At 42.1% G+C, this 13443-nt stretch carries 10 protein-coding genes; 6 read left to right on the top strand and 4 right to left on the bottom strand.

The window, feature by feature from the left end:
- Positions 1 to 62 precede the first annotated feature (62 nt).
- Positions 63 to 2594, top strand: a complete 2532-nt coding sequence (locus tag QNM18_RS17690) for an InlB B-repeat-containing protein (RefSeq protein ID WP_284137989.1) — start codon at positions 63 to 65, stop codon at positions 2592 to 2594.
- Positions 2595 to 2626: 32 nt separating this feature from the next.
- On the opposite strand, the gene QNM18_RS17685 is transcribed toward QNM18_RS17690, so the two are convergent.
- Positions 2627 to 2794 (bottom strand): hypothetical protein, encoded by a 168-nt coding sequence (locus QNM18_RS17685; RefSeq protein ID WP_284137988.1) that lies wholly within the window; start codon positions 2792 to 2794, stop codon positions 2627 to 2629.
- A 240-nt stretch (positions 2795 to 3034) separates the two neighbouring features.
- On the opposite strand from QNM18_RS17685, the gene QNM18_RS17680 reads away from it, so the two are divergent.
- The gene (locus tag QNM18_RS17680) at positions 3035 to 3208 is read left to right on the top strand and encodes a hypothetical protein (RefSeq protein WP_211008436.1); all 174 of its coding nucleotides are present in this window, start codon (positions 3035 to 3037) and stop codon (positions 3206 to 3208) included.
- Between the two features lie 90 nt (positions 3209 to 3298).
- Here QNM18_RS17680 and QNM18_RS17675 read toward each other — a convergent pair whose 3' ends face one another.
- Positions 3299 to 4558 carry an alpha/beta hydrolase-fold protein gene (locus QNM18_RS17675; protein ID WP_284137987.1) on the bottom strand — a complete coding sequence of 420 codons (1260 nt, stop codon included), beginning with the start codon at positions 4556 to 4558 and terminating at the stop codon, positions 3299 to 3301.
- A 185-nt stretch (positions 4559 to 4743) separates the two neighbouring features.
- On the opposite strand from QNM18_RS17675, the gene QNM18_RS17670 reads away from it, so the two are divergent.
- Positions 4744 to 6792, top strand: a complete 2049-nt coding sequence (locus tag QNM18_RS17670; RefSeq protein ID WP_284137986.1) for a winged helix-turn-helix domain-containing protein — start codon at positions 4744 to 4746, stop codon at positions 6790 to 6792.
- Positions 6793 to 6838: 46 nt separating this feature from the next.
- Here QNM18_RS17670 and QNM18_RS17665 read toward each other — a convergent pair whose 3' ends face one another.
- Complete coding sequence (locus QNM18_RS17665; RefSeq protein WP_211008439.1) at positions 6839 to 7396, bottom strand: TetR/AcrR family transcriptional regulator; 558 nt, start codon at positions 7394 to 7396, stop codon at positions 6839 to 6841.
- Positions 7397 to 7475: 79 nt separating this feature from the next.
- On the opposite strand from QNM18_RS17665, the gene QNM18_RS17660 reads away from it, so the two are divergent.
- Positions 7476 to 8009 (top strand): dihydrofolate reductase family protein, encoded by a 534-nt coding sequence (locus tag QNM18_RS17660; RefSeq protein ID WP_284137985.1) that lies wholly within the window; start codon positions 7476 to 7478, stop codon positions 8007 to 8009.
- A gap of 50 nt (positions 8010 to 8059) precedes the next feature.
- On the opposite strand, the gene QNM18_RS17655 is transcribed toward QNM18_RS17660, so the two are convergent.
- Positions 8060 to 9007 (bottom strand): LysR family transcriptional regulator, encoded by a 948-nt coding sequence (locus QNM18_RS17655; protein ID WP_211008441.1) that lies wholly within the window; start codon positions 9005 to 9007, stop codon positions 8060 to 8062.
- Between the two features lie 123 nt (positions 9008 to 9130).
- Between QNM18_RS17655 and QNM18_RS17650 the strand changes: the two genes are divergently transcribed.
- Both QNM18_RS17650 and QNM18_RS17645 read left to right on the top strand, forming a co-directional pair.
- Positions 9131 to 10303, top strand: coding sequence for an efflux RND transporter periplasmic adaptor subunit (locus tag QNM18_RS17650; protein ID WP_284137984.1), 1173 nt, complete (start codon positions 9131 to 9133; stop codon positions 10301 to 10303).
- Positions 10304 to 10312: 9 nt separating this feature from the next.
- Positions 10313 to 13441, top strand: a complete 3129-nt coding sequence (locus QNM18_RS17645; RefSeq protein WP_284137983.1) for an efflux RND transporter permease subunit — start codon at positions 10313 to 10315, stop codon at positions 13439 to 13441.
- Positions 13442 to 13443: the final 2 nt, after the last annotated feature.

Below are 13443 nucleotides of genomic sequence, written 5' to 3'. Positions count from 1 at the left end.
AATTTGTTTCAATGTATTATTGCTGCAAATTCGTACCTATTGTTACTATAAGGATTAGTAAGATGTATTTTAGGCAAATGGATGGTAGTCAAGCTGTACTATCAAATTCAATCTCTCAAATAAAAACTAAAGGGCTTTCACTGCTAGCCGCTGTGCTTATTTCCGGTTGCGGCGGAGGTGGGGGAGATGGAAGTAAAGGGGGCAACGATGCGAGTAATCGTACCAACCAAAACAGTGTTCCTGTGGCTGTTGTTGAAGATATTACGATAACAACAGTTTCAGAATTTGGTGTGATTACCCCTGAGCAAGCCACAGTAAAAGAAGGGAGTTCTGCGACCTTCAGTATTCGGCCAAATGAAGGTTATCATATTACTTCAGTGAGTGGTTGCCCGGGGGAACTGACGGAGTTCACCTATACGGCTTCAAGTATCACCGCTTCATGTGAAATTCAGGTTATGTATGCTTTGAAAGAGTATGAAGTGACAGCGCAAGCCGGTTTGGGTGGTCAGGTCACCCCTGAAAACGCCAAGGTTAAACATGGTGAAGAGCACGTCTTTAGTCTAACACCTGATGAAGGTTATGAAATTGATGTGGTTGAAGGGTGTAATGGTGTCCTTAAAGGTCAAGAGTACATTGTGTCTTCACTAACTGAAACATGTGGCATATCCGCAAGCTTTAAACTAAAGCAATATGAAATCACGGTAAATATAGCCGGTGAAGGTAAAGTTAGCTCTGGCGGGATTGAGCAAGATGAAGCGCAAGGCGTGTTTATGGGTAGTCATGGGCAATCACTTAGCTTGAACATCTTACCCGAGGAAGGTCACAGAGTTAAAAGCATTTCAGGGTGTTCAGGAGAATGGGATTTAGAGTCGGGTGCCTACCATTTAAACAATATAACAGCAGTTTGTGATGTAGAAGTGGAATTTACCCGGGGGCAGTTAATTTCCGAGTTGGATATTGATCAGCAGCTGAAGAAATGTATATTAGAGACAACTGATAAAATATACACTGATGAGGTCACAGAGCTTATCTGCGAAGATAAAGGAATTAAATCAATTTCTGGAATAGAGAGTTTATTTAATATCGAAGTTCTTAATTTAGATAATAACAAAGTTGAGTCAGTTGTAGCTATTGGTGGTCTCTTAAATATAAAAGTTTTAAATTTAGCATCCAATGATATTAAAAAAGTTGATTTTAGTAATAATGTTAACCTAAAAGAACTCAATGTAATGTTTAATTACATTGAAGAGCTCAATTTAAATAAAAATAAAGATATAGAGGAGGTATATGCATCATTTAACCTGATAAAGGAGTTTAACTTTAACGGTGGGGAAAAGTTGAAAATTCTTCGATTGGATTATAATGAATTGAAAAGTTTGTATTTTCCTGAAGGATTGAAAGCGCTTTCTTTAGGCGGAGCTAAATTTAAAGCCTTAGACTTTTCAAAATTACATGATTTAGAATCTCTTGATTTATCAAGCAGCTCTATAGATACAAGTGATTTGAGTTCGTTAAAAAGTATCAAAACTCTGATTCTTAATCATACTGGCTTTAAAGGGCAGGTATCTCACCTTTCAACGTTGGAAAAGTTGTATCTTTCTAGTAATGGTATTGAATATATTGATCTTACTAATTTAAACAAACTAGTCACTTTGGTTCTCAGAAGAAACCGATTAAAGAGTATTATCCTTCCTGATGCTGAAGGGCTAAAGAGATTGGAGCTTGCTTATAATGATATTCAATCTATTGATTTATCAGATTTTTCAAATCTAGAGATGTTGGACTTAGCTGGCAACCCCTTAACAAATGTGGATTTACAGCCATTAGAAAACCTAAACATATTGTCATTAAACTATACTAATATATCCGATGTTGACGTATCTAATCTTGATGAGTTGGAAATTTTGGATGTTTCAGGCCTTTCGATTAATAAAATGGATTTTTCAAATAATAAAAAATTAATTTCACTTAATGTTTCTGACAATGTACTACGTGAGGTTGATGTTTCCAATAATGAAATGCTTAAATATTTTTACGCCGCAAGTAATTACATAGACAAAATCGACCTGTCAAATAATAAAATGTTAGAACGTCTCTCTGTTGATGGAAACCCCCTGACAGAGATAGACTTAACTAACAATAATGAAATAGTTTCATTAGATTTATATCTCTGTGATTTTGATAAGATTGATGTTTCGAACCTTTCGGAACTTGAGACTTTAAATGCATGGGGTAATGATATAGTTGATGTTGATTTAACTAATAATGCCAAGTTGGAGTATGTTTATTTAAGTTATAATGATATTGCTAACTTGAATTTGCAGAACAATGTCAATTTGAAAGTTTTAGGACTTAGTGGTAACGCTATCAGTAGTATTGATTTAAGTATGAATGAGAAGCTGCATCATTTAAGACTGATAGATAATAATTTAAGACAGCTGGATATATCTAATCAACCACTATTGCAAAATCTCGACATAAGAGAAAACGCGTTAACTGATATTGATGTTAGCAATAATCCTTTATTAGAAGAACTGCTCATTGACCCTGACGTTGAATGTACAGGGGAAAAGTGTGAAATTGCCTCTAACTAAACAATATTTTTAGTAGTTAACAGGCGCTGATCTTACAGCGCCTTTTCCCACATCATCTCTATTGAACCTTTACGAAACTGCTTTAGCAACCACTGTCCAGTTAGCACCAGCATCGATAAAATGATAATGCCAAACGCGCCAATCAAGTGAAATGGCAAGGTGTTCACGTGTGCAAAACCATAAAACAGAACAATATACATACGGTTGTTTGCTTTAATTTCATGGCCAGCGACATACGCAATTGCGTGCGAGATCCCGTCAAGGTAATAATACTCCTATCTCTTGTTGTGCAGCGATGGGTGGCTATGACTGGGTGATGGCAAGTAATATGACAGTTTATTGAAATTGTATGAATATTAGACTTTTGTCTAGTGCCTATTTGCTCAAAATAGAGACAGACTGACTGTTGCTAATAATGGTTCAACACAGTAAAGGAAATAATGATGAAACTTCAATTTAATAAAAAGAACGTTAAAAACTTATCAGCGAGTGCAAGCTCACTGAACGAGAACAAAACTCGTCAAATCGCTGGTGGTATTTCAGCAATGGGCTGCGGTCCAATCTCAGATCCAAACTACTCGTGCCCAGTTTCTGTTAATGGTTATAAGTGTTAATAACTTGAAGCGTTGTGTAATAGTAAAACAGGACCTGTTTTAACAGGTCCTAATAGGCGTTTTTGTGCAGATCTGTACGCACGAGTGTATTTATTGTTTTGACAGTGTTTTAATTTGGCTTTCCAACCACGTTCTCATCCTTAGGTTGTCTGGCTTTGTTATCTTTAGGGCATCGCGATATAACGAGACGGCTTCTTCGGTATTTTCTTGACGCGCTTTACTTACCCCAAGCCCTGCGACTGCGGAGGCTGAGTTTGGAGACTGAGCTATCCAGTAATTAAATAATTCGTCGGCGTCTTTGTAGCGTCCTTGGCCTTGTAACCTTTGTGCTGAAGAGCGAATACAGGCTGCATTACTGGTTAAGTTCAAATTAGGGTAAACCGTAAAGCCAACTTGTCTACTAAGCAATTCATAGTACTCCAAAATACGTTTTAAGGTGTTGTCACCTTGTTGCTCAAGCTCAATAAACTTTTTCCCGATATCCCAATCTTTACGTGGAAAAACAAGGTCAATGGCACTGAGTAAACCCGGTATTATCATTGGGTAGTGGCCAAAGTTATCGATATGCTCGACCCTTACTTTAAATGTTTTTGAATAGGGTGCCAGCGCCTCTTGTAGTTTTTTACTGAGTGTATAGCGAACTGGGTTTTCTTCAGCTTCTCTTTTGGCTGATGCGACATATAAATAACCCTTGCGGTGCGGGTTTTTGGCAAGGCTTTTGACGATTGCATCAATCATTGACGTATCTGGTGTATAGCCTTGGCCTATCACATCGGTTGCGGCAAACAAAAAATGGGCATTAAATAAATCAGGGGCCGCGATCAAAGTATGTAAACCAAATGCCGCAGTTGGGGATGCGCCCACAAAGATACGGAAGTCGTTGACGCGATATTGGCTTTTTAAAAATGGCAAAAGCTCTTTTTGCAGGTAGTTAATCATACTTTGCGAATGCCCTTTGGCAAAACCGGCTATCCGCTCGGTTTTGTCACCTTGCCAGCCACTTTGACTTATATAGAGCTCAGGTCCCCATGCAAAGCGATCGTGAGAGTGTATAGACACGACAATGGCTTTTGGCATTGACGCGGTATTGCCGAGATGATTTACCACGCCATGGGTCGTCTCGGATAGTAGCCAACCGTCGAGTGTCACTATCAGTGGATAGGTGCGCTGCGACGTGGTGATGTGGTAATCCGATGGTAAGTACAGGTCAAAACTGGGAGTTTGCTCAATATATTGAGATGCAATCGACAGTGTTTTACCTTTAACGAGCGGTTTTTTACTGAGCGGCTGCTCGGTTGCCTGTGCTGTAACTACCCCTAAAATTAGCAAAATGTAACACAAAAATTGCATGTTACGCTCCTTGATTGTTATTGTGATAAAAGAGTGTGCTAGTTTGCCAAATCGAGTATATAAGACATGAAATCTACCTGAAGTTTTGTTGATATCTTCATGAAGTTATTGCTTATTTATGGTTTACTATGGATGTAGCGAGTAAAAGATAAATATAAATTGGACCGATAAACGTGCAGCAAATAATGATAATAAACGAGCGGTCAATCGATACCTCTAGGAACCAGATCACCTATCAAGATCATCATCTCATTTTGCCACCCAAGGTCATCGCTGTTTTGTCCTGTTTGGCTAAACGGCAAGGTCAAGTAGTGAGTCATGATGAAATGGTTGATGAAGTATGGAAACATGTCGTCGTATCATCAAACTCATTGCAGCGTGCTATAGCAGAGCTGAGAAAAGCACTTGGCGATGACGGCAAGTCTCAGTCCATAATCAAAACGCACTCTAAGCAAGGGTATAGCCTTGAAGTGCCAGTTTTATGGTGCGATAGGCAAACCCAATCCACAGATGTGGCACACAGACATGCAAAGAAAGCCACAAAGCCTGAGCTTTTACTGGTGTTCGCATGCATTATGATCAGTCTTATAGGCGTGTTTTATTTTGCAAAGCAGCAAGAGGAGGCAGCAGAGTTTACCCAGCTTACTTCTTTGACTGCCAGTGATGTACAAGAAGGCGCGGGGCTCTTTTCACCTGATGGTAAATACTTAGTATTTTACCGTCACTTGGAAAGTTGCAAGAGTGAGCTGTGGGCAAAAGATCTTGCAAATGAGCAATCAATTAAGCTCACACTTAGCGGCGCTAAATTTTCGGGGTTCACGTTTTCACCAGATGGAAAAAAGCTGGGCTTTTTGCAAAACCGAGCATGTGAGAAGGTGTCCATTGAATACGATGACACGGTCGAAAACTGCTGGGATTTGGTGGCAATCGACTTTGCTGAAGCCTTGAAAAAACCACAAACGCCACATGCACTAAAAGCATGTAAGTCGACCAGGATGTATCATCCGCAGTGGTTAACTTCAGATTCATTTGCCACACTTGATATGCAAAACAACCTCTTACGTGTTGCGATACATAATACAAGCAACCACCAAGTTGACACCCTCTTTGAAGATAAAAATTTACATTTATATGTTTTAAGGTATTCAGCCACTCATCAATTGTTGGCTGTGATAGGGCTTGATAAAGAAGGTGGGCAAGTATTGAGTTTGCTAAAACCTTCTGGTGAGCTCGTTGCGCAAAATATCATAGATTTTCCCTCGTCATTTGATAGCCGTACTCGCATTTATCCCAATTTTGACCCTGATTCGCAAAGGTTGCTTTATGGTAGTGGCAAAGCTTTGTTTGAACTGAGTTTTGATGGCAGTGTAAAACCTATCATCTTACCCCTGCATCAAGATATTTATAGTATTAACGTCCATCCACGCACCAATGCTATCGTGGGAACTTATGGTACCTACGATTCAGATTTAGTCTCTGCATCTTTTGAGCATGAGCAGGTCTCAAATGTGTTTACCTCTCAAAGTCGTTCTACTAGGCGAGAGCATGGCGGTCAGTTTAGCCCAGATGAAAAATACTTGGCGTTTATTTCAGCGCGCAATGGCAGTGATCAAGTATGGTTATCTGGTGGTACACAACCAAAACGCATTACGCAATTTAAAGGTCCTGAGCGGGTACTCGCGCTTCAGTGGTTACAAACCAGTAAAGGTATAATTATCGCGACTAACCAAGCGCTTTATCAGTACGATTTAAGTAGCCAGCGCAGGGTTTTAGTGTCTGATAAAAACATCGAAGGTTTGTATCGTTCTAAACTCTTCACTCATAGTTTCTTTGCGTATCAGGAGCACGGAGAAACACATCTCGCTACAATATCCTTTGAAGGAAAGTTCGAGGTTTTACTTAAAACAGCGGTTCGAGATGCAGTGTTGCTAAAGCCCCAATCGTTGATTTATCAGGATCTGAAAGGCCATTTTTGGCGTGTAGAGCAGGGGCAAGTAGTGGCCTTATCGGTACTAAACCAACATGCTCATAAAGCTCAGTTTATTGAACGCGACGGCTTTTTATATGGACTTTCAAGCGCTAATTGGCTTTGGCGTTACGATATTGAACACGCGCGCTACCAGCAGCTTAAAAAGCTTGATGCGAATATATTATCTATTGCTGATGTTGGTGACTCACAATTGCTGTTTGAAAAGCTAATATCACAACAAAAAGAGATAGTGATGATTGAATAATTTATAGCGCAGCAAGCTATGTAAGCGTGGGGTACTCTGCCAAAGATCAGCCCTGCTTAATACCTGCTATTAAAAACCCAAGCGGCTTGTCAATATCATCAATTTTCAGTGTGTTACCTTTGTCGCAGCTCATAGCGAGTGAGAACCCGTGGAGGTAGTCTACTAACAGATGCAAAAAAACTTCAGACTGGCTGCGTTCTAGTTTTAATACGTTGATAATTTGCTCAAACCGGCCAATAAAGACTTCTGCTGGACTGTCAGATTTCATGCTCAGTAAAGTGTGTAATAGTCCGTCATATTGACTTAGCGTCGCAAGATAGCTTTTGCACAGAGCGCTGAGTTCCTGTTGCCAATCTCCAGTGTTTTGTGGTGTATAAATATCTTCAATTAGTGAGGTGGTAATGGCCTCTAGCATGGCATCTTTGTTTTTAAAGTAATGGTAAATCGCCATCGCATCGACCCCAAGTTGTGCCGATAACTTACGGATACTGGGAATACTGCCTGTTGTTGCCATCATATTTTTAGCTGCATTAACAATAGTAGCTTTGCTTAGTGCACTTTGTGATTTTTGTGGGCGGCCGCGCTTTTTCGCATCATTGCTCATATCTAATTCAGTATTTGACTGTTAAATTCTACGGTGTAGAATAACTGAGTTTATTACTTAAATCAACTAAGAGGAATTCATGGCTAATAACGTATTCATCGCAACGAGCTTGGACGGTTTTATCGCAGACAAGAACAATGGAATTGATTGGCTTCATTCAATACCAGGTACTGATGGGCTTGATTTGGGATATGACAAACATATCGCTTCGATAGATGCGTTGGTGATGGGACGAAACACCTTTGAACTCGTTTGCAGTTTTGACTGTGACTGGCCGTATACCAAACCCGTATTTGTGCTGAGCAATACGTTGCGGGACATACCTAATGGCTATGAAGATAAAATAAGGTTAGTCAATGGGGAGCTGTCGCAGCTTGTAAAACAGCTAAACGATGAGGGGTTTGAGAATCTTTATATTGATGGTGGCGTGACAATACAGCACTTTTTAAAAGCAGATATGATTGATGAAATGATCATCACCACAATCCCTATTGTATTGGGCAGTGGCATACGCTTGTTTGGCGAGCAATCACAGGCACTTAACTTTGCATGCACATCTTCTGAACGGTTTGAAAATGGCATCTGCCAAAACGCTTTTGCACGAAAGCGCTAGGCCGATTTGATGCAAGGGGGGAGGTGGTATGTCCTCAACCTTTATGGGTTTTACTTGGGTTGGTATATTTCATTTATTCTAGGGATATTATGCTCCCAGCGTGGGATTGGGTCACCAATATAATGTCTTGCTGCGTCTAAAAATAGGCGTGTTCTTACAGGGAGATCTCGGTGAGGATACACCGCATACATGGCACTGTAATCAGGCAAATTGACGTCAGTTAGCATAGGGACCAGCTGTTCGTGGTCAACGTGATCGGCAAAGAAAAATGCAGGTGCCGTACAAAAGGCATTGTGAGATAGCACTTTTTCTAACAGCGCCTCACCATCATTTGATTTGAATACCGGGTTGATGGGTTGCTCTTGTTGCTTTCCCTTTTCATCAATGTAACTAATCGACTCAAAACGAATGTGATTACTCGTATAAGCCGCAGCGGGCAGCTCGGCTAAATCTGCCATCTTTTTTGGCTCACCATAGGTTTCGATAAACTGCGGCGTAGCCAGAATGAGCATACGATTGCGAGCTATTTTTCTGGCAATTAAGGAGGAGTCTCTTGGTTCACCAACACGAAAAGCTAAATCGAACCCTTCGGAGACCATGTCAATCACTCTGTCATCTAGTCGCAGCTCTATTGTGACTTGCGGAAAACGCTTTTGAAAGTCATTGATGACGGGCATTAGGTAGTATTTACCTAAATAACTCGATGAAGTTATTCGCAATAACCCTCTGGCTTCTTGGTGGTAGTTTTCAGCCATTTGCACTGTATCTTGCAGCAGTAACCTAAGCTCCGCTGCCTTTTTTACCATTTCTGCCCCGGCGGCCGTTAAGGAAAACGAACGGGTTGTACGATTTAATAATCGAACACCAAGCTCTTCTTCCAATTTACTGATTTGTTTAGATATAACAGAGCGGTCAATGTTTCTGAGTTCAGCAGCTTTTGAAAAAGAACCTTGCTCAACAACTTCTAAAAGCATGATTAAACGACTGGTTGTATCCATTATTGGCATCACTAAAAAGTCTATTGGTGCCATTCTGGCATTAATGTTTTTAAAAAACCACTATTTTTAGTCATTAATAACAGGCGTACGATGTCCACATATTAATTTCCAGCGGAGCAACAAATGAAAAAGTTAGGTTTATCACTCAGTGCAGTGGCCCTTGCCCTCGTTTTAAGTGGTTGTGGCCAGTCTAATGCACAGCAAGGACAACAGCCGCCACCACTAACTATTGACGTTGCAAGCGTGCAGCTTGAGCACGTTCAGTCTTGGCATACATTTACAACACGCCTCGAAGCCCCAGAGCGTGTTTTGCTTAAACCACGTGTATCCGGTCAAATTGAACGCATGGCATTTACCGAAGGTGAACGTGTCAACAAAGGGCAATTATTATTTAGTCTTGACCCGAGACCTTTCCAAGCACAAATTGACACTTTACAGGCACAGCTTGTAAGCGCTGAAGCAAGTTTAGAACAAGCTCGCGGTGAAGCAGAGCGTGCAAATCGTTTGGTGGCACAAAATGCCATTTCTACAGAAGAAGCAGAGCAGCGCAGTGCGACACTTCGTAGCGCAATAGCCAACAAAAATGCCATAGAGGCACGTCTGCAAAATGCGCAGTTAGATTTGGAGTTTAGTCAAGTTTCTGCGCCTATCAGTGGCACTATTTCTCGCGCGGTAGCGACCAAGGGTAATTACGTTAAAGCGGGTGAGACAGAACTGACAACCATTGTTTCTGATGATGAAATTTACGCCTACTTTGATGTTGATGAGCGTACTTGGAGCCGCCAATTTGCTGATGTGTCTGTTAAAGATGAAATTTCTGTGCAATTGCAGCGCCTAGGTCAAGCAACGCAGGTGTCAGGTAAGCTTGATTTTATCGACAACGAAATTAACCCAAATACCGGAACATTGCGCGTGCGTGCAGTATTTGATGCACAACAACACAACCTTAAGCCAGGTTCATTTGCGCGTGTATCAATCGGTGCACAAAATACACAGCAAATGGCTATCGTCCCAGAACGCGCAATTGGTACAGATTTAAAAAACCGATTTGTATTAACCATTGATGAAAACAATGTATTGCAATATCGCTTGGTTGAGCTGGGTGAACGCTATGGCGCATTCCGCGCAATTAAATCGGGCTTAGAAGCGGGCGATCGCATTGCGGTAAATGGTCCAGCGCGAGTGGGGCCGGGTATGCCAATTACACCAAATTCAGTCAGCTTAGCATTTGAAAATACTCAGTTTGTCTTAAAGCAGTCTGAATCAACACCTGTTTTACTCAGTGCGGCAAACTAAGAGAGCATTATGAAATTTTCACACTTTTTTATAAACCGGCCTATTTTTGCGGCCATGCTGTCGATGATTTTTATCATCACAGGGGCTATTTCTCTGTTCCAGTTGCCGGTCAGTGAATACCCAGAAGTTGTACCTCCAACCGTGGTTGTCAACGCAACATACCCTGGCGCAAACCCTAAGGTTATTGCAGAGACGGTGGCTACGCCCCTTGAGCAGGAGCTAAATGGCCTTGAAAATATGTTGTATCACGGCTCGCAAGCTACCAGTGACGGTCGCTTAACGCTGACTGTAACCTTTGCACTGGGTACCGATCTTGACCAAGCGCAAGTACAGGTACAAAACCGTGTAAACAATGCGTTGCCGCGATTGCCACAAGAAGTGCAGCGTTTAGGTGTAACCGCTCAAAAGTCGTCGCCTAACCTAGCATTGGTTGTACATTTGGTTTCGCCAAATGGTGAGCAAGACACCGCATATATGGCTAACTATGCTGATTTGTATATCAAAGATGAATTAAAACGCTTACCGGGTGTCGGTGACTTACAGCTATTTGGTGGCGCTAAATATTCGATGCGCGTGTGGTTGAACCCAGATGCCCTTGCAGCACGTAACCTAACGGCCTCAGATGTGGTCACTGCACTGCGTACTCAAAACCAGCAGGTTGCTGCAGGCTCATTGGGTGCACAACCGACGCCTGAAGAAAACCAATTCCAGATCTTATTAAATGTAAAAGGTCGTCTAGGCAGCATTGAAGAATTTGAAAGTGTTGTAATTAAAGTGGGCGAGAATGGCGCACTAACTCGCTTAAAAGACATCGCTCGAGTTGAACTTGGTCAAGAAAACTATGCACTGCGTGCCATGTTAGATAATCAGCCAGCATTGGCGATGCCGATTTTCCAACGTCCGGGTACCAATGCAATTGAATTGTCGGACGATGTGCGCGAAACCATGTCGCGTCTTGAGAAAACGTTCCCAGCGGGTATGACATACGAAATTGCCTATGATCCAACTGTGTTTGTGCGTGGCTCAATTGATGCCGTAATCATGACATTAATGGAAGCTATCCTACTAGTTGTAGTCGTGGTGGTGGTGTTTTTACAAACTTGGCGTGCGTCTATCATCCCTCTGATCGCCGTACCAGTATCATTGATTGGTACGTTTGCTGTGATGCAAATGTTAGGTGTCTCTATTAATACCTTATCTTTATTCGGTCTGGTATTGGCAATCGGTATTGTTGTTGATGACGCCATTGTTGTGGTTGAAAACGTCGAACGTAATATTGCCGACGGTCACAGTCCGTATGAGGCAACTAAAATTGCCATGACCGAAGTTACAGGCCCAATTATTGCCATCGCATTTGTATTGTGTGCGGTATTTATCCCAACAGCATTTATCACAGGCTTGTCTGGTCAGTTCTATAAGCAGTTTGCATTAACTATTACTATTTCCACGCTAATTTCAGCATTTAACTCACTGACGTTGTCGCCAGCGCTGTCAGCTATTTTGTTAAAGTCGCATGATGCGCCAAAAGACCGACTAACCCGTATTTTGGACAAGCTATTTGGAGCGTGGTTATTCAAGCCGTTCAACCGTTTATTTGATAAAGGTGCAAAAGGCTACGAAGCCGTCGTTAAAAAGCTGATCCGTATGAGTGTGGTTGTGGGCGTGGTATATCTCGCATTGGTTGGCTCTACTATTGGTTTGTTCCAGTCGGTGCCAGGTGGGTTTATTCCACAACAAGACAAGCAGTACCTCGTTGCCGTTGCGCAATTACCTGATGCTGCGAGCTTAGAGCGTACAGAAGAAGTAATTAAGCAGATGCAAGAAATTGCACTTGAAGTGCCGGGTGTTGCCCATACGGTTGCTTTCCCGGGTCTATCTGTAAATGGCTTTACCAATAGCACTAACAGCGGCATTGTGTTTACGCCTTTAGATGATTTTGCCGATAGAAACGACCCGAGTTTGTCAGCACAGGCAATTGCGATGCAGCTTAATATGCGTTTTGCAGCCATTGATGAAGCCTTTGTGGCAGTATTTCCGCCGCCGCCAATTTTAGGTTTAGGCACAACGGGTGGTTTTAAACTACAAATTCAGGACCGAGCTAACCAAGGGTTTGAAGCGCTCTTTGCTGCGCTGCAAGCGACCATTGGTGCTGCTCAGCAAGACCCAGCACTAACCGGACTTTACTCAAGCTTTAGAGTACAGGTACCGCAAATGGACATTAATATCGACCGTGAGCAGGCGCTTATTCAAGGTATTCCATTGCAGGAAGTATTTGATGCATTGCAAGTATACCTCGGTTCTGTATACGTAAACGATTTCAACTTATTTGGCCGTACTTACCAAGTGAAAGCACAAGCTGACGCTGAGTTTAGAGCCAAGAAGGAGCAAATAAATAATCTTAAAGTACGTAACGCTGCTGGCAACATGGTACCGCTAGGTTCTGTAGTGACTGTAGAAGCGACGACGGGTCCAGATCGTGTGATGCACTACAATGGGTACGTGACCGCTGAGCTTAACGGTAGTCCAGCGCCGGGTTACAGCTCGGATCAGGCGCAGCAAGCGATTGAAAAAGTGCTTGAAAAAACACTGCCTGAAGGCATGGCTTTTGAATGGACAGAAGTGACGTATCAGCAGATCTTGGCTGGTAATACTATGGTGTACGTATTCCCCTTGGTTGTAGTACTGGTATTTATGGTACTAGCAGCGCAATACGAGAGTTTACGCTTGCCACTGGCGATCATCTTAATCGTACCTATGACAATATTCTCAGCGCTAGCTGGTGTATATATGCTAGGCGGTGACAACAACATCTTCACGCAAATTGCATTGATTGTATTAGTTGCGCTGGCATCGAAAAACGCCATATTGATGGTGGAGTTTGCCAGAGACAAACATGTTCAGGGCGCGACACACTTAGAGGCAATTATTGAAGCATGTCGTTTAAGATTACGTCCAATTTTGATGACATCTATCGCCTTTACCGCAGGTGTTGTACCGCTAGTATTGGCATCAGGAGCGGGTGCAGAGATGCGTCAAGCCATGGGTAACGCGGTATTCTTCGGCATGATAGGTGTCACGGTGTTTGGCTTGCTATTTACCCCAGTGTTTTATCGTCTAGTAACGCCTAAGGAGCAATAAAC

This window comes from Pseudoalteromonas obscura, from assembly GCF_030135505.1.
Lineage (GTDB): Bacteria > Pseudomonadota > Gammaproteobacteria > Enterobacterales > Alteromonadaceae > Pseudoalteromonas > Pseudoalteromonas obscura.
This window is presented reverse-complemented; position numbering and strand designations above follow the sequence as displayed.